Source organism: Seonamhaeicola sp. (genome assembly GCF_028281565.1).
Lineage (GTDB): Bacteria > Bacteroidota > Bacteroidia > Flavobacteriales > Flavobacteriaceae > Seonamhaeicola.
In genome coordinates, this window is record NZ_JANQJQ010000047.1 from 100,611 (window position 1) to 119,104 (window position 18,494).

General features: G+C 37.4%; 15 protein-coding genes and 1 riboswitch. Of the genes, 11 read left to right on the forward strand and 4 right to left on the reverse strand.

Annotation, left to right across the window (positions count from 1 at the left end):
- Positions 1-52: 52 nt before the first annotated feature.
- Positions 53-967 carry a GIY-YIG nuclease family protein gene (locus Q0983_RS20010; protein ID WP_299556951.1) on the forward strand — a complete coding sequence of 305 codons (915 nt, stop codon included), beginning with the start codon at positions 53-55 and terminating at the stop codon, positions 965-967.
- 158 nt (positions 968-1,125) lie between these two features.
- Here the strand turns inward: Q0983_RS20010 and Q0983_RS20015 are convergent, their stop codons facing one another.
- Positions 1,126-1,329, reverse strand: coding sequence for a hypothetical protein (locus Q0983_RS20015; protein ID WP_299556953.1), 204 nt, complete (start codon positions 1,327-1,329; stop codon positions 1,126-1,128).
- Positions 1,330-1,433: 104 nt separating this feature from the next.
- Between Q0983_RS20015 and Q0983_RS20020 the strand changes: the two genes are divergently transcribed.
- The 6 genes from Q0983_RS20020 (at position 1,434) to Q0983_RS20045 (ending at position 6,259) form a co-directional block, all read left to right on the forward strand.
- Positions 1,434-1,691 (forward strand): helix-turn-helix transcriptional regulator, encoded by a 258-nt coding sequence (locus Q0983_RS20020; protein ID WP_299556955.1) that lies wholly within the window; start codon positions 1,434-1,436, stop codon positions 1,689-1,691.
- A gap of 213 nt (positions 1,692-1,904) precedes the next feature.
- The gene (locus Q0983_RS20025; RefSeq protein ID WP_299556957.1) at positions 1,905-2,585 is read left to right on the forward strand and encodes a hypothetical protein; all 681 of its coding nucleotides are present in this window, start codon (positions 1,905-1,907) and stop codon (positions 2,583-2,585) included.
- 119 nt (positions 2,586-2,704) lie between these two features.
- A complete protein-coding gene (locus tag Q0983_RS20030) occupies positions 2,705-3,478 on the forward strand; it encodes a hypothetical protein (RefSeq protein WP_299556959.1) in 774 nt (257 codons plus the stop codon).
- Positions 3,479-3,617: 139 nt separating this feature from the next.
- Entirely contained in the window at positions 3,618-4,097 is a 480-nt protein-coding gene (locus Q0983_RS20035; protein ID WP_299556961.1) for a Pycsar system effector family protein, read from the forward strand.
- Positions 4,090-4,848 carry an adenylate/guanylate cyclase domain-containing protein gene (locus Q0983_RS20040; RefSeq protein WP_299556963.1) on the forward strand — a complete coding sequence of 253 codons (759 nt, stop codon included), beginning with the start codon at positions 4,090-4,092 and terminating at the stop codon, positions 4,846-4,848. Before Q0983_RS20035 ends, Q0983_RS20040 begins: the two co-directional genes overlap by 8 nt.
- A gap of 151 nt (positions 4,849-4,999) precedes the next feature.
- The gene (locus Q0983_RS20045) at positions 5,000-6,259 is read left to right on the forward strand and encodes a hypothetical protein (RefSeq protein WP_299556965.1); all 1,260 of its coding nucleotides are present in this window, start codon (positions 5,000-5,002) and stop codon (positions 6,257-6,259) included.
- A 275-nt stretch (positions 6,260-6,534) separates the two neighbouring features.
- Here Q0983_RS20045 and leuB read toward each other — a convergent pair whose 3' ends face one another.
- Positions 6,535-7,647 (reverse strand): 3-isopropylmalate dehydrogenase, encoded by a 1,113-nt coding sequence (gene leuB, locus Q0983_RS20050; RefSeq protein ID WP_299556966.1) that lies wholly within the window; start codon positions 7,645-7,647, stop codon positions 6,535-6,537.
- A 106-nt stretch (positions 7,648-7,753) separates the two neighbouring features.
- A complete protein-coding gene (locus Q0983_RS20055; RefSeq protein ID WP_299556968.1) occupies positions 7,754-8,929 on the reverse strand; it encodes a 2-isopropylmalate synthase in 1,176 nt (391 codons plus the stop codon).
- Positions 8,930-9,079: 150 nt separating this feature from the next.
- Between Q0983_RS20055 and Q0983_RS20060 the strand changes: the two genes are divergently transcribed.
- Entirely contained in the window at positions 9,080-10,630 is a 1,551-nt protein-coding gene (locus Q0983_RS20060) for a hypothetical protein (protein ID WP_299556970.1), read from the forward strand.
- 239 nt (positions 10,631-10,869) lie between these two features.
- On the opposite strand, the gene Q0983_RS20065 is transcribed toward Q0983_RS20060, so the two are convergent.
- On the reverse strand, positions 10,870-12,009 hold the full coding sequence (locus Q0983_RS20065) for a putative porin (protein ID WP_299556972.1): 1,140 nt from the start codon (positions 12,007-12,009) through the stop codon (positions 10,870-10,872).
- Between the two features lie 187 nt (positions 12,010-12,196).
- Positions 12,197-12,322, forward strand: a riboswitch (SAM riboswitch).
- Positions 12,323-12,487: 165 nt separating this feature from the next.
- On the opposite strand from Q0983_RS20065, the gene Q0983_RS20070 reads away from it, so the two are divergent.
- The 3 genes from Q0983_RS20070 to Q0983_RS20080 all read left to right on the forward strand — a co-directional run bounded on the left by Q0983_RS20070 (position 12,488) and on the right by Q0983_RS20080 (position 18,494).
- On the forward strand, positions 12,488-13,762 hold the full coding sequence (locus tag Q0983_RS20070; protein WP_299556974.1) for an O-acetylhomoserine aminocarboxypropyltransferase/cysteine synthase family protein: 1,275 nt from the start codon (positions 12,488-12,490) through the stop codon (positions 13,760-13,762).
- Between the two features lie 14 nt (positions 13,763-13,776).
- Entirely contained in the window at positions 13,777-17,175 is a 3,399-nt protein-coding gene (gene thrA, locus Q0983_RS20075; protein ID WP_299556976.1) for a bifunctional aspartate kinase/homoserine dehydrogenase I, read from the forward strand.
- Between the two features lie 143 nt (positions 17,176-17,318).
- Positions 17,319-18,494: an aminotransferase class I/II-fold pyridoxal phosphate-dependent enzyme gene (locus Q0983_RS20080; RefSeq protein ID WP_299556978.1), complete on the forward strand. Its 1,176-nt coding sequence runs from the start codon at positions 17,319-17,321 to the stop codon at positions 18,492-18,494.

The window sequence follows — 18,494 nt, forward strand, 5'->3', positions numbered from 1 at the left end:
CTGAGTGAACAACACAAATGTTCGGATATAATTAGTTAACAGCAATTAGAAAATGACATTAGGAAAAAGTATTAGAATATATTTAAAAGAAGGAAGCGTGACTGGTATAAAGTTCGCTGAATTAGTTAATCAAACCATTCAAGCTCTATCATGTCCAAGAACCAAATTACCTGATTTAAACAGTAATTTTAAAAGGGAAATTAATACTCAAGGTGTTTATTTTCTTCTTGGATATGAAGAAGACACTCTTAAACCAAAAGTTTATATCGGAGAAGCTGAAAATGTTTGGGATAGATTAAAGAGCCACGATTTGAAAAAAGACTTTTGGAATGAAGTTATAATCTTCACAAGTAAAGACGACAATCTTACCAAATCACACATAAAGTATTTAGAAAGTAGAATAGTAGAAATCAGTAAAGAAACTGAGAGGTATAGTTTGGAAAATGAAAACAATCCTACTTTAAGTTCTCTTCCATTACCGGATAAAGACGCAATGGAAGAATTTTTGTCAAATATTAGACTTTTAACAGGGACTTTAGGACATAAATTTTTAGAAAATACTATATCTGCAAACAGCAAATCTGAGACTAAAATTCAACTTACGGCATCAACTGAGAATAATATAGTCATTGACTCAACTGGAGATTTAGAATTGTCCTTGAATGTTAAAGGAATTAGAGCAAATGCAATTCAGACTAATGAAGGTCTTGTTGTACTTCAAGATTCTGAAGTAGCAACTAATCCGACAAAGAATTATGGATATGGAGCGTTGAGGGAAAGACTTATTAAGGACGGAATTATACTTAGAAAAGATGATGGAAAAATGGTTTTTACTAAAAATTATCTTTTTACCAGTGTTTCTGCCGCTGCTGCTGTAATAGTTGGATATTCTATAAACGGAAGAAATACTTGGAAAAATAAGGACGGAAAATCTATAAAAGAAATCGAAAAAAGTGAAGTAAAATAAAAGCTGGTAAAAATGTATAGCCACTATTGCGGTGGATTTGACTGCAAACTCACTCACTCGGAGTTGCTAAAGACAGTGTTTAACCGAAAATGATTAATTTGAAATATGCAACAGACGGTTATACGAAGCCGTAATGTGTCATTGAGAAAACCCATTTTTCATGACTTTGACCTTCTCCTGGTTGGATACATAACCTGCCGCTCTTTAAACTGCCCTATTTCTTCTCTTAAGGTTTGATTGATGTTTTGGATTAAGTCATTTTGAAATTTCATGATACTTAATAAATCATGCATAGCGTTTAGGTTTTCTAATTGTTTATAGACAATGTTCTCTAAATCGGCTTTGGTATATTTTTTGTTCATGTTGATTTGTTTAGATATTATAAACTATAGTTTGTTTATCTGGACTAATATAATTACTTTCTGGATTAAATCAAAATTTTAGTCCAGAAATTCTAAACTAAAATTTGAAAGAACTAAATTTGAATACGGGAAATCGAAAAAGCATGACTGAGCTCGGGAAATATTTATCTAAAAAATCGGCAAGTAAAGCTGGTATTTCAAAGAAGACTGGAATTAGCAAATCCAGAATCAGTGAACTTACCCTTAATCCTTCTACTCAGTTAAGAGCATGGGAACTCTACTTAATAGCTTTAGCTTTGGATGTACCTCCGGGAGAAATGTTTGAGGAGTTATTTAAGGACTTGAAATTAGAAGGCGATTAACGTTGTCATAAGAAAAAACAACATAAAGCACATGACCGGTAAGTGCTATTTGTTGGGACTTTTTTGTGATAAAAACTCACTTGATTTTGTAAATGTTTTCAACTACTTTAGTAATCGCTTATAGAGTGGAATAAATATTCCTATTATCCGGAAATTGCTAAGGGATAATATGAACTTTATTCTACTTATAACAAGTTGCACGTAATTTGAGAAATGGAAAATACAGATAATCCTATAGGATGGTATGAGATTACAAAGGACATAATAATTCCACTTTTAGGAGTTATATCAACTTTGGTAATCGGAATAATAATTGCGTTAATAATCAAAAACAAAGAACGTAAAGCAAAAATAAAAGATATTCTCATCGACCATTATATGGACTATTTGACAGTCAGAACAGCTTCAGTTGAATATGAAATTAATTCAATCATTAAAGATATACTTTTGGAGATAAATCTGGAATCGGATACTTACTTTAAAGGCAATGCTAATTGGCATTTGCCGATTCAAATTATAAAAGAAAGATTAGAAGAATTAGGAGAAAGATTAAAGAGTTTCGAAAGTATTAATACGAATTGGTCAATCTACACCTATCGTTTCGCATTTCTTCTTGGAAAGAAAAGTTATTTTAAGGAAGCTTTACCTTTGGAAAATAATATAACGAACGAATTGCTTTCTAGTAAAGAATTGAATTCCGTTAGGAAAACAATTTTAGAGAAAATTCAAAAAGATTCCGAGCTTATGAGTGAGCTAAATTCAAGTAATTCAGACAAGATAAACAGAGCTCTTAACAAGATTTTCGAAATTGTCGCAACAGACTTTAGTCAATATCAATTTTCAATATTTAATCCTTACAATACTAAATTAGCTGAATTAATTAATGAATATTAAAAAACTGTGTCCGAATCTACTCGGAATTGTTAAGAACAGTTCTAAACCGAAAAACATTAATTTTTAAACCGTCACGGAAGGTTTTACTAGACTGCTCGCAATAACATGAGAAAATTAATATGAAAGATTGGACTAAAGAAGAAGCACTAAAAGTAATTGACTCTTTAATTGAGGAAATCCCATCAATACGGCATAGCGGTAGAAAATCTGCCGAACATATGAGGTGGGTGGCTAATGCTCAAAGAATCATTCAAGAAATCTTTGGAGAAAACTCAAGGTATTTTCAAACTTTTCGACATTTTTCTTGGCGACATAATGGACAAATGGTTTTCCAGGCTTGGGATATTGAGGGAGCAATAGAGTACAGGCATAACGAAGCTTTCATTAGTCAATTGGAACAATCAAAAGGATTATTACTTGCAGCAAAGGACCAATTGGAACAAAGCGAAATAAGTGAAGTATATGAGGGACAGAATACAGCCCCAGAGGCAAGTGATTTGATTCAAATCATCAATTTGGGAGAAAAAAAACTTAGAAAACTTATTCGTGAAACACCGAAAACAGAAAAAGAAGTTCAAAATAAATATGAGGACTTATTAATAGCGAATGATATAAAATATTCTCGTGAATTTCCAACAATAGAATATTCATCAAAGAAGTATATTCCTGATTTTAGTATAGAAAAACTAAGTCTTGTGATTGAGATAAAACTTTGTAAGAATGGAGAAAAGCCTCTGATTGCCCAAATAAATGATGATATTTTAGCTTATCGTACTAGATTTAAAAATTTGATATTCTTAATATATGATTTAGGGCAAATTAGAGATGTGGACTTTTTTAAAAACTCATTAGAACAGAACGAGAACACGATTGTTCAGATAATAAAAGAATAAGCACTATTGCAACAATGGCCATAATTCATTGTGGTTTTTTGTTACAACAAAATAAAAGTATTAATCAATAACTGATTTCTAAGCAGAATAATTCCGCGACAAAATCATAGCCTAACTGTTGCGATTAATTTGAGATTGAATGAGTGGACAAAAAGAGTATTTCGGATTTAGTAAAAATGTAAATGATTATTACAATCATTACGTAACAGTTGCTGATGCCAAAGCAGGAGTGTTAATTGCAATTTCATTTGTCCTTTTTGACTTCCTAAAAGACTTTAAGCATTGTACTAATTTTGAAAACTTTTTGTTTTATACTTCTACTATTCTTTTATCATTAACTTGCCTTTTTTCAATTTGCACTGTATTTCCAAGAAATCCAAAAAAGAAAAAGGGATTAATTTTTTGGGATAATGTAAAGGAGTTTAAGAATTCAGGGGAATATTTTGAAAAAATTAAGGAATTAGATAGTGAAAAAATTGAAAAAAAATATTCTAATCAAAATTATAATCTTAGTAAGTTACTGAGTAGAAAATACTTCTTTATAAAACTTTCAATATTTGTTTTCTTTCCAGCTTTAGTTTCATTAATAATCCTTTATCTTTTAAACACAAATGCCTGATTGGAATAAAGAATATTGGAATACAATTAAAGACCATTTCAACTCGAATATTGACGAACTTGATGATAGAGTCGAATCAGTTACTGATGGCCGAATAACCCCTGCTTTAGAAGATATTACTATAGGTTCTGGTAGAAAAATGAGTGCAGCTTGTCTATTTTTCGATATTCGAGGTTTTACGAAAAGAACAGATTCATCGGATTTAGAAAAATTAAAGGAAACTTTATATATGCTAAACTGTGTAATACCAACAGTTATGAAAATCATATATGACTATAATGGCTATATAGAGAAAAATACTGGAGATGGAATTATGGCTCTAATTGGTACTGAAGACAATAATGAATCATCAGCAATGGATGCTCTACACGCTTCGTTAACTATATTTTATGCTTTAGAACATTTAATAAACCCACATCTTGAAAAAAAAGGAATTGATAAAGTTGATGCAAGAATCGGAATTGATTTGGGCCAAATATTAATAACGAGAATTGGTCTACCAACAGGAACGAGTAAACATAAAAGGAATTTTCTAACAGCGGTAGGACCTACAGCAAATATTGCTTCTAAAATTCAAAATGCATCTGATACGAATGAAATTTGGGTTGGTGACCAAATCAAGGAAAATGCTTATGATGAATACCAAAAGTTCTTTAAAAAGAAATCCATTGAGGACTGGATTTGGATTTACCAACAATCAAGAGAAAAGTATCACGTATGGCATTTCGACGCTTTTTGGGAAAAACTATAAAAAACTATGCACAACATTGGCTATAAGTAATTGTCTGTTCACACCTGCTTCTGAAAACCCTTGCGGATTTTCAGCTTGGCGTGTGTTTGCAAAGTTAGTCGGAAACCCACACAACTACTCTCAGCCGAGACCGTTGCACACAATTTGAGAAATGAACGATAATGAATACGAATTAAGAGGGTTTTATAAACCACATTTCTTTTCTATTTTTCTTAATGGAGAATTTGATATTGAATTTCAAAATTTGCAAAAAAATGATTTAGGTACATTTGTTCATGAGTATACTCACTATTTTCAAAACATAACAACTGTTTTTGGATTAAAGAATAGCATTTTCTTTTTTCACTATCTCTACGAAGTTAAAAAACATATCAACAAATCTAAAAATCTAACTGTTCCAATAAAGAAAATACCATTTAGTGATGGAATTTTACAAGGAAAAGCGATTTTTGACAGATATTATGGTACAAAAAAAATTTTTAGTCCTGAATACGACAACATAAAAGTCTACCTTAAAGAAAATGCTGATAATGACAGGCCTTATAAAATGGTGCATTTCGATTTGGTTAAAGGAAAGAAAACAATAGAAACTATTGAATTAGGGAATTTATGTGTAAAGGAAGGTATGGCTAGGTTATGCCAATTAAATTATGACGATGAAGTTAATCATCCTACCTTTCCATATAAAAGTGTTGAATTACTTTGTGAAATTTTGAATCCTGAATTATTAGAGGATAGGCGAAAATTAATAGCAATATGTATTCTAGCCTTAAATTCTCAAAATAGTGCATTGACACTTTACGAATTATTAATAGAAGTAAGAACTGAACCTGAATTAAATGGGTTAGAAATTTACCAAAAATATATAGTTGAACGATGGATTGTTCATAAGGAAAAAAAAATCTCAATTCAAGATTTTTTACTTTCCACTATTTATGAATTTAAAGAAACCCTTGCTGGTTCAATTTATGCCGAATTGCAACATTTTGAGAAAATGTTTGAAAATGTAATTGAGTCAGTTAAAACAAATACTTCTCCTCTACTGGAATTATTATATTTAGAAATAGATAATATCGAGAAACTAAAAAATTTAATTAGTTTCTATGGTATTCCGCATATTAGAACGATTACAGGATATGAATTTTATCCTTTAGGCTCAAATGAAGAAAATGAGGGTAATCCTGCTTTAGAGTTTCTTGATCTTTTAGGTCAAAGTATTGTTATTGAAAGAGTATTGAACTTTAATGATGATACAATTTGCTCCTTATATACTCAATGCCAAAGAGCAGAAGAAGATATAACTGACGAGCATTGTTTTGAGACACAATGGATGAGAGAACGTCCATGTGCATTCAAAACAGTTAGTGATAATTGGAAATTAAACATGAAAATTAAACACACAAACCATTAAATGAATCTCCCTACATGCGTTAGGGATTGCAGTGGAAAGCCCACAGCGAGGCACGAGCGAGGACTTGTAGGGGAAAGCCCGACGCAATTTTGGCATGGAGATGCTTCGCTCACTCCAGGACACTTCGACTGCGCTCAGTGTGACATCTCAGGTCTTTGTTCAGAATGACAACAACAAAATTGGGGAACGCCCAAACAAAAAAAGAGCACTTTAGAAGTGCTCTCTTTATACGGACGTCTGTAGTTTAATTGTTTTTTGGCGACTAACTCAAATAATTAAATGATAGTTGACTGTCCTAAATGTATATTCGTAAAATTTAAATTCGTTTCATCCGGGTTGTTTATAAAATCCTCTATAAAATCGCCCACCTTCGTGGTACTGATATTATCGTATTTGGTATTCAGGTCCGGTGTGGTGATATGAAGCTTTAAACTCTTATCCACCCCTTCTCTTACCAGCGCCGCTTCATCATACAATCCAAAATGGTCCAGCAACATGGCCGCACTTAAAATAGAGGCAATAGGGTTGGCAATGCCTTTATTGGTTGCTTTGGTATAAGCCCCGTGAATAGGCTCAAACATAGCATATTTGTCGCCAATAGAGGCCGAAGCTAACAAACCAATAGATCCAACAATCACACTGGCCTCTTCGGAAAGGATGTCGCCAAACATGTTTTCGGTTAAAATAACGTCAAACTGTCTGGGGTTGATAATAAGCTCCATAGCCGCATTATCAATATACATGCAATCATAGGTCACATCCTGATATTGCTGGGCAATTTCATTAACCACCGTACGCCATAGCTTGGAACTTGCCAATACATTGGCCTTGTCTACCAGGGTTAATTTACGCTTTCTGCCTTGTGCCGCTTTAAATGCCAAATGGGCAATGCGCTCAATTTCAGAACGGCGATAGACGCAAATATCAGAGGCTTCCTCATTGCTGAAATGCTTTTCACCAAAATAGATGCCACTGGCTAATTCACGGTAAATCAATATATCCGTGCCCTTGATCTGTTTTATTTTTAAAGAGGATTTGTTAAGTAGGTCCTCATAAGCAATCACCGGCCTGATGTTGGTATAGAGGTCAAAGGTTTTTCTAAGGCCTAAAAGCCCTTGTTCCGGCCTGACTGTGGCAGACGGATCATTATCGTATTTAGGATCGCCAATGGCCCCAAATAAAATAGCATCTGCCTGTTCGCAAATGCTAATGGTTTCTTCCGGTAAGGGAACCTCAAAGCTGTCCATGGCACTGGCGCCCACCAAAGCTTTATTAAAAGTAAAGACATGGTTGAATTCCATGGCAATAGCTTTCAAAACCTTTATGGCCTGAGCAGTGACTTCCGGTCCTATACCGTCACCCGGTAAAACAGCTATGTTTAATTTCATGTGTTCACATTTATTGTTTTTCAATGGCCACATGTAACATCCCATGAATCATTTTGATGCATGATCAAAAATTAACAATGGATGTTTCATCCCTCTTTAAAATAAACTAAGCCGATGTGATCTCGTTATAAACGGGACTCGACTCTATGATTTGATGAATATCATTATCATCAATCTCTTTCTTCTTATCTGCAAATTCTAAGAATTTCACATAAACTTCATCCAATTGAAGTTTAGTTAATTCGTAGCCTATATTTTTAGCCCTATATGCCAAAGCAGCTCTTCCGCTTCTTGCTGTTAATACGATAGCGGACTCGGTAACACCAACATCTTTAGGATCTATGATCTCGTAAGTCTCACGGTTCTTAATCACCCCGTCCTGGTGTATTCCCGAACTATGCGCAAAGGCATTGGCGCCTACAATAGCTTTGTTAGGCTGCGTGTAAATACCCATGCTATCCGATACCAACTGGCTGATACCATACAACATTTCGGAATTAATACCGGTGTCTAAATTCAGGTAAGGGTGTTGTCTTAAGATCATCACCACTTCTTCCAAAGCTGTATTTCCGGCACGTTCACCAATACCGTTAATAGTACACTCGATCTGGCGTGCCCCGTTAATAACCCCTTCAATAGAGTTAGCGGTTGCCAGGCCAAGATCGTTATGACAGTGGCACGATAAAATAGCCTTGTCAATACCATTTACGTTTTCTTTCAGGTATTTGATTTTAGCACCGTACTCATGTGGTAAACAATAGCCTGTAGTATCAGGAATATTTAATACCGTAGCACCGGCTTTAATTACCGCTTCGCAAACACGTGCCAAATACTCGTTATCCGTTCTACCGGCATCTTCGGCATAAAACTCGACGTCCTCTACAAAAGACTTGGCATAACTCACGGCTTTAACGGCACGTTCTATGATATCTTCCTGCGTGGATTTGAATTTGAATTTTATATGAGATTCCGAAGTTCCTATTCCGGTATGGATCCTTGGTGTTTTAGCATATGTTAAGGCTTCGGCAGCAACTTTTATATCATTTTCAACCGAGCGTGTCAGTCCGCAAACCGTGGCATTTTTTACGATTTTTGAGATGGCCTGAACCGATTTAAAGTCTCCGGGACTGGAGACAGGAAATCCTGCTTCAATAATATCTACGCCTAATTGGTCAAGCTGTTCCGCAATCACTAATTTCTGTTCTGTATTTAACTTACAACCAGGAACTTGCTCGCCATCACGCAGCGTAGTATCAAAAATTTGAACCTTATTATCCGACATTTATTTAAAATATATTTTCTTATTCTTTTACGAATGTATATTTTGGTTTCGTAAAACGCAGAACTTTAATTACTTTTTTTACGATGTTTAACTAGTATTGCTAATAGTTAAATATTTGTTTTTCAGATATTTAAACCTGTTTTTGTAACTATGACAAGAGAGCAAAAAGATAATTTGTTTGTTTTGGTAAAGTCGCTGTCTAAATCAGAAAAAAGGCAATTTAAACTTTATGTAGGCAGATTGGGGGTAAATGAGGACTCCAAGTTTTTAATGCTCTTTAATATTTTAGATAAGCTGCCCAAGTATGACGAAGCCATTATCTTAAAAAAAGGCATCGTTAAAAAACAACAGCTCTCTAACCTAAAAGCCCACCTGTATAAACAGATCCTGATCAGTTTGCGTTTAAACCCCTCGCACCAGGATGCCCGGATCCAGATCAGGGAGCAACTGGATTTTGCTACGATCTTATATCACAAAGGCCTTTATAAGCAAAGCTTAAAGATCCTGGACAAAGCAAAGAACATGGCTATTGCCAATGAGGAAAAGAATATAGCCTATGAAATTGTGGAGCTGGAAAAGATCATTGAGTCGCAATACATCACTCGAAGTTTAAGTAACCGGGCGGATGAGTTAACGGTGCAGGCCAAAGAATTGAGTCAGCAGAATGTGGTGGCCAGCAAACTCTCCAATTTATCCTTACAGTTATACGGTTTGTTCTTAAAGACCGGTTATGTTAAAAACGATTCGGAGCACCAGCGTATCACCGATTATTTTAACGCCCGGTTACCCGACTATGACATTAATGACCTGGGGTTTCGTGAAAAACTATGGTTGTACAAAGCGCATCTATGGTATAGCTTTTTAACCCAGGATTTTTTGTCCTGTTACCGGTACGCTTTAAAATGGGTGACGTTGTTTTATGATAACAAGGAAATGATCGTACTGAACCCCGTATTCTTTTTACGCGGAAATCATTATTTATTGGAAGCCTTGTTCTACCTGCGCCAGTATAAAAAGTTTAAAGAGTACCTGGAAAAACTGGAAACCGTAACCCAGGAAAAATGGTTCCCGGTGGATGATAATATTGATGGTCTGGCGTTTTTATATATCTATACCAATAAGTTCAATTTACATTTTATTGAGGGCAGTTTTAAAGACGGCTTGTCCTTAATTGATGAGGTGTTGGAGCAATTGCGAAAATACCAGAGCCGTATTGACGAGCATCATATCATGGTATTCTATTACAAGATTGCCAGTATGTATTTTGGTGCCGGTGATAACAAGGGCTGTATCCAGTTTTTAGATAAGATCATCAGTAATAAGTCGCTTCAAATGCGTGAGGACCTGTTGTGTTTTTCACGAATTCTGAATCTGGTTGCGCATTACGAAGCCGGATTGGATTACAATTTGGATGTCCTTATAAAAAGTACCTATAAATTCCTGATCAAGATGGAAGATCTGTACGAGGTACAGAAGGAATTCATTAAATTCTTGCGTGGTTTGGGTGATATTTATCCGCACGAAGTTAAAAAGGAATTCATCAAGTTGCATAAGAAGTTAAAGGAATTTGAAGACGATCCGTATCAGAGTCGCGCCTTCCTGTATCTCGATATTATTTCATGGCTGGAATCCAAGATTGAAAACAGACCAATTGCGGAAGTCATCAGAGGTAAATTCGAGGCAAATCTAATTGAAAAGTAGTATCCCCTTGAGGACTATCAAAATGAAAATACATTTTCATTGTAGATACCGAGCGTAGCTCTATAGGGGTGTAAACTTAAGCACTCCCATTTTTCATTGAATATATCTGCAGTAGCTAAAAAAGGGAATATCCCCTCGAGGGATTATAGGGGTGTTTTGACAGGATTGAAGAAGTGTTCAATACACTTCCCTAACCCTCTTCAAGTAGGGAATTGAAAAAGTACAAAACCCGTAATAACCTAAAACTTCACATCGATATCAAAACGTATTCTACTTCCGTTTTCCAGGGCTATACCATACGGAACGAGTTGTTCCACCAGATAATATTTCATCACCAAATTCATGCGCTTATTCAGGCTGTAGGCTGCTACGAATTCAATGCCTTTGTAATTGGTCAGTCTGCCATCGGGTGAGTCGAATGCCGAGTAATCCCAGCGGGCCCAGTCATTTTGAGTGAAAAAGTCAACGGCCGCATAGCGTTGCAGGTAGTTATAGGTCAGTTTGAAAAACAAGTCGCCTTTGGCTTTCAATTGACCGTAGCTAACACCGCTAACAAACCCTGAGGTCTCATCTTTTAAATTTTGAGGGATGTTGGGATTGTTTTCGTAATCCTCCAGATTTTGATAGTAATCCCAATCCCAATTGATATTGGGTTTATTACAAAGATTCAATTTGCCGCTTACGTGAAAAATGTTATAATCCAAAACAAATGTAGCTGCACCGTCAGGAATGTCGGGAATGTTTCTAAAAACATACATTGAAGGGAATATGCTCAGTCGGTTATCAAACAGCCTGAAATTAGTTTGAAAGCCCTGAAAATAGGCATCTTTGCCCAGGGATTCGCCTGAAGCCACCGCAATAAAATGTCCGGCACCCAAAGAAACAGCATCTAATATACCTGAATTCACAGGAAATGTGTTTTTCAGAAAAATGCCTTCCGGGAATACATTGTCGCTCCAAAACTGCTCGTTATTTTTTTCAAAAGGGAAGGTATTTTTTCCAATCCAGCCTTCGATATTTTTATGTTTGGCTTTAAAATAGACCTTTTCAAATCCTACCGGTAAGGTTCCGAATTCTTTGGAAACATCGCCTAAAGTTATTTGCGGGTCCTGTTGCTTAATGGGGTTGCCCGTTCTAAGTCGCAATCCAACCGTGGCCCATTCCTTATAGTTGTATGTGGCCCCAACTCGGGCGCGGTAGCGCATTCTGGTGCGGTCATTTCTATAGGTGCCGTCCGATTTTCTCGAGTCCCAGTCCTGCTCAACCCTGAACCTGAAATCACCCTCAAATTTGATGTGCTCTAAAATGGTGTTTTGAGCTGAAATATTAAGGATCAAGCCAAAAGTTAAAAGGAACAAATTAATTTTTGAAACTGGCATGGTTACGTTTGTTATGGACCTCAAGTGTTCGAATGTATCAAATTTTACAGAGATAAAAACTAACGTTTGTCATGTTAGGTTAGAATTGTCAGGAATGTTAAGGGATTAAAATTTCATTGGAAAAATTTGGATTTTTCACATTTAAAATTGAATATTTGCAGAACAAAAGTTCAAGAAACGTATTGAAATGTTATCAAGAAAGGTGGAGGGATTAGACCCAATGAAGCCTTAGCAACCCTTTAAACTTATTAAAGAAGGTGCTAAATTCTACTTAAATTACCGATTCATTTATCGGTGTTTGGATAGATAACGTAACAAAATTACATCCTGTAATTTTAAACTTCTTTTTAACATTTTTCTATTGGTTTACACTTTTGAAGCGAAGTAAAACTGTATAATCAAATGCCTTTTTACTGCTCCTTTGGAGAGGTCGAAATGTAAAAGACATTTCTGGGTGAGGCAAAAAAACATTAGAAAAATGAGCGATCAAAGATTAGCAACAAACGCATTACATGCAGGACATGATGTAAAAACCAATGGAGGCGCAAGAGCGGTGCCTATTTATCAAACAACGTCATATGTGTTCAATGATTCCGAACATGCCGCCAACCTATTTTCCTTACAGGAATTAGGCTTTATTTATACCAGGTTAAACAACCCAACCAATCAGATTTTACAAGAACGTTTGGCCTCTGTTGAAGGTGGTATTGGAGCTGTGGTATTTGCTTCTGGAACGGCAGCCATTTCAACAGGATTATTAACCTTATTAAAAACAGGGGATCATCTTGTAGCCTCTAGTAGTTTATATGGAGGTACTTATAATTTATTAAGTGTTACGCTTCCAAGGTTAGGTATTACAACCACCTTTGTTGATGCATCCAACCCCGACAATTTTGCAGATGCTGTTCAGGACAACACACGTGCCTTTTTTATAGAATCTCTTGGGAATCCGAAGTTAGATGTATTGGATTTGGAGGCTATTGCAGAGCGCTCTAAAGCTGCAGGTGTGCCCTTTATTGTTGATAATACGGTAGCCACTCCGGCATTACTGAACCCTATCAAACACGGTGCAAATATTGTGATCCATTCCTTGACAAAATACATTGGAGGACAAGGGACCTCTTTGGGAGGTGCTATTATTGACGCCGGAACATTTGATTGGTCTAACGGCAAATTCCCTGAGTTTACAGAGCCGTCAGCCGGATATCACGGATTAAAATATTACGAAACACTTGGGGCCGCATCCTATACCTTTAAGTTGATTTTAGAAGGATTACGGGACTTTGGAGGCGCCTTAAGCCCAACAAATGCTTTTAATATACTTCAGGGATTGGAAACTTTGCCGGTAAGAATTAAACAGCATAGTGCCAACGCATTAGAGCTTGCAAAATGGTTGGAAGCCCAACCCGAAGTGGCCTGGGTGAACTATCCGGGATTGGAAAGTAGCAAATATAAGGCCCTGGCTGATAAATATTTGCCTTATGGTCAAAACGGAATCGTTACCTTTGGAGCCAAGGGAGGTTTTGAAGCAGCCAAAACCATTGCAGATAAAACAAAGGTTTTTTCTTTATTGGCTAATATAGGTGATACAAAATCATTGATCATTCATCCGTCAAGCACCACGCATCAGCAGTTGAGCGAAGCAGAACAGGCTTCGGCAGGTGTAACACCGGATTTGATAAGGTTGTCTGTCGGGATTGAGGATATTGAAGACTTAAAGTCAGATTTAAAAGCAGCTTTTGCTGAAATATAAATATATTATTAGAGTTGAAAAACGAGTTGCAACATATAACCATTACCAACTACACCACAGAAAGTGGCGTGCTTAACCCTGAAATAAAGTTAAGTTATCAGGTGTTTGGTCAGTCTTTAGGGGCTGCACCCATTGTGTTGGTAAATCACGCCTTAACCGGAAACAGTAATGTGGCGGGCGACACCGGTTGGTGGAAGGACCTGATAGGCGATAACAAGGTTATTGATACCAAGCTATACAGCGTATTGGCCTTTAATATTCCGGGGAATGGCTATGACGGTTTTGTTATTAATAATTACAAGGATTTTGTGGCACGTGATGTTGCGAGCATCTTTTTACAGGGCCTGGAGATTTTAAAGATCGATAAGGTTTTTGCTGCTATTGGCGGGTCGCTTGGAGGTGGTATAGCTTGGGAGATGGCTGTTTTAAGCCCGGATTTCACAGAGCATTTAATTACGGTGGCTACCGATTGGAAATCGACCGATTGGCTGATAGCCAATTGCCAGATCCAGGAGCAATTTTTAACCAATTCCAAAAACCCGGTGCACGATGCCAGGATGCATGCGATGTTATGCTACCGGACGCCGGAGTCGTTCAAAGAACGTTTCCAACGTACCAAAAATGAAGACCTGGAGATCTTTAACGTGGAAAGCTGGTTGTTGCATCACGGTAAGAAATTGCAGGAACGGTTCCAGTTATCAGCTTATAAACTGATGAATCAACTCTTAAAGACCATTGATGTTACCAAAGGCAGAGAAGAGGATTTTAATGTCCTGGATAATATCAAGGCCAACATTCATATTATAGGAGTAGACTCCGATCTGTTCTTTACTGCGGAAGAGAATAGAGAAACGCATAAACAGTTAGCGTTGACGCATCCTAATGTGACCTATAGCGAAATACATTCGGTACACGGACATGATGCGTTTTTAATGGAATACGAACAACTTGAAAAAATTGTAGAAGGCATTTTTGTGCCGAATTCTAAAAGAAAAAGAATGAAAATATTGAAGTTTGGAGGGAAGTCTCTGGCCAATGGAAACGGATTAAATACGGTACTTTCAATTATTGAAAATAAAGTAAAGGAGGGGGAGCGTATCAGTGTGGTGGTGTCGGCAAGAGGTTCAGCCACCGATGATTTGGAAAACCTTTTAAACAAAGCCATCAAAGGCGAACCCTACCAGGACGATCTGGATGCTTTTAAAGCGTACCAGTCGGAACCTTCAAAGACCATTGATTTTTCAGAGGAGTTTTCAACTTTAGATAAATTGTTTGAAGGTGTCAGTCTGTTACGTGATTACAGTAAAAAGACCAAAGACACGATTTTGGCACAAGGCGAATTACTATCCGTTAAGCTCATCACCAATTTATTGAATGAAAGAGGTATTGAAGCCAAAGCCACGGATTCCCGCGATTTAATAAAAACCGATGAATCTTTTGGCAATGCCCAGCCGCTTTCAAAATTATCAAAGGAGAATACCGAAGCGTACTTTAAGAACAACGGCTATGTTGTTAACGTGGTAACAGGTTTTATCGCTTCTAATTTAAAGAACGAAACCACTACTTTGGGCAGAAACGGCAGCAACTATACGGCGGCGTTGTTAGCTAACTTTTTAGATGCCGAAGAGCTGCAGAACTATACCCACGTTAATGGTATTTATACAGCTGATCCCGGCCTGGTGCCGGATGCGCAACAGATCAGGGAGTTGTCGTTCAGCGAAGCTAATGAATTGGCAAATTTTGGAACGTCGGTATTACATGCAAAAACCATAATTCCGTTAGTTGAGAAGAATATCAACCTGCGTATTTTAAACACTTTTAATGCGGATGACGAAGGGACGCTGATCACGGCAAGGCCAAGTAACAAAGAAGTAACTTCATTATCGGTTTTAGATAATGTGGCCTTATTGAATTTGGAAGGTAGAGGCTTGTTGGGTAAAATTGGTGTGGATGCCCGGATATTTGGTGCGTTAAGTAGCTACGGGATTAGTGTGAGCATTGTATCTCAGGGATCTTCGGAACGAGGCATCGGACTTATTATTGACGCCGACCAGGCCACCCAGGCGGTGATCGCTTTGGAACGCGAGTTTGAAAGCGACTTCTACTCACAGGATGTGAACAAGATCGATGTGGTGGATGATGTGTCGGTTATCTCCATTGTGGGGATTGAATTGAGTTCCTTCCATAAACCGTTCAATGCCTTAATTAAAAATCAAATTACACCCTTGCTATTCAACAATACAGTAACCGGAAAGAATGTGAGTTTGGTGGTGAAGAAATCAGAACTTCATAAAGCCTTGAATGTTATTCATGGGGAGGTATTCGGGATCTCTAAAAAGATAAACATAGCTATTTTTGGCCATGGCGGTGTTGGCGGTGCTTTAATAAACCAGATCTTAAGATCGAAAGATGAGATAGAAAGGCGAAAAGGCATTAATTTGAATGTATTCGCCATAGCCAATTCAACCAAATTGTTATTGGATAAAAACGGGGTTGATGCGGACTGGAAAGAAGCTATTGCTTCAAGTACTTATGATAGTTCGGTGGAGGACATCATTACCTATGCAAAGAACCATCATTTGGAAAACCTGATTGCGGTTGATAATACAGCGAGTGATTCGTTCTATCAAAATTACATACCACTGGTTGAAGCCGGTTTTGATCTGGTGTCGTCCAATAAAATAGCAAACACCATTTCGCATACGTTCTATAAAGAGTTAAGAGCGCAATTGGAAGAGCATAACAAAGAGTATCTCTATGAAACTACAGTTGGCGCCGGATTGCCATTGATTGACACGATCAAATTATTGCACGAGTCGGGTGAGAATATTACGCGTATCAGAGGGGTCTTTTCAGGGACGTTGAGTTATTTATTCAATAATTTTTCGGTGCAGGATAAGCCTTTTAGTACCATCGTTCGGGAAACCATTGACAAAGGCTTTACCGAGCCGGATCCTCGCGAAGATTTCTCCGGAAATGACGTGGCACGAAAGTTACTCATTCTGGCAAGAGAACTGGATCTGCAAAATGAGTTTGAGGATGTCTCCGTATTGAATTTGATCCCGGAAGCCTATCGCGATATTTCAGTGGCAGAGTTTTTAAGTCAGCTGGAGGTGTTGGATGCACAATATCAAAAGATCAAAGATGACCAGAAGGCAGGCTATGTGTTGCGTTATGTAGGCGATTTGTCAGGTGACCTGTCCCAGGATAAAGGTAACCTGGAAGTGAAACTGGTATCCATACCGGAAGACAGTACTCTGGGCCATGTAAAAGGCTCGGATGCTATTTTCGAGATATTTACGGAAAGTTATGGCGAGCAACCCATCGTGATCCAGGGTGCCGGAGCAGGTGCTGAAGTAACGGCAAGAGGGGTGTTTGGTGATATATTAAGATTGTCAAAACATATAAATTGAGAATGAACTCCTCGATGTAAGGCATCGAGGTATCCTTTGAAACTGTCATTCCCGCGAAGGCGGGAATCTATAAATAAGAAAACGGGAAAAAACAAAAAGAGACCTACAAGGTTGTGTAAGCCTTACAGGTCAAAATGAGAAAAATGAGCAAGAAAAAACATTTTGAAACGGAAGCCATCCGCATCCAGTCTGAAACCACACAGTTTTCGGAACATTCGGCACCTTTGTATTTAACCTCCGGGTTTGTATTTGAGGATGCCGAGGAAATGCGGGCGTCTTTTGCAGAAGAAAAGCAACGAGATCTGTACAGTAGATACAGCAACCCCAGTGTCAATGAATTTGTAGATAAAGTGTGTGCCATGGAAGGTGCGGAAGCCGGTTTTGCATTTGCCAGTGGTATGGCTGCGGTGTTTTCAACATTTGCTACCTTGCTGGATGCCGGAGACCACGTGGTGTCCTGCAGTTCGGTATTTGGAGCTACCCATGGTTTGTTCACCAAGTATTTTCCAAAATGGAATATTGAATGTTCTTATTTCAACATCAATGCCATTGAAACGGTTGAAAGCTTAATACAGCCAAATACCAAGTTTATTTATGCCGAAACCCCGACAAACCCCGGAGTTGATGTCTTGGATTTAGAATATTTAAGTGCTATTTGCAAAAAGCACGATTTGTTACTGGTGATCGATAATTGTTTTGCTACACCCTATTTGCAAAACCCTATAAAACATGGTGCTGATTTAGTGATACATTCCGCTACTAAATTAATGGACGGTCAAGGGCGTGTGCTTGGTGGTATTACGGTTGGTAGCAAGGAGTTGATCCGTGAGATTTATTTGTTCTCAAGGCTTACGGGACCGGCTATGAGTCCGTTTAACGCCTGGGTATTATCCAAGTCTTTGGAAACCTTAGCCGTTAGGGTGGAAAAACATTGTGACAATGCCTTAAAACTGGCTTCCTATTTAGAAGCCCATCCTAAAGTGAAATGGGTGAAATACCCGTTTTTAAAGTCGCATCCCAAGTATGAGGTTGCTAAAAAACAGATGCGTTTAGGAGGTAGTATTGTGGCCTTTGAAGTAGAAGGTGGTATAGAAGGCGGTCGCAATTTCTTTGACAACATCAAAATGTGTTCATTATCTGCTAATTTAGGAGATACAAGAACTATTGTGACCCACCCGGCAAGTACTACGCATGCCAAGGTGGAACCGGAAGTAAAGGCTGCTGTAGGGATAACAGACGGAACGGTACGTTGTTCTTTAGGGTTAGAACATATAGATGATATTATAGCCGATATTGAACAAGCATTAAACACTATCTAA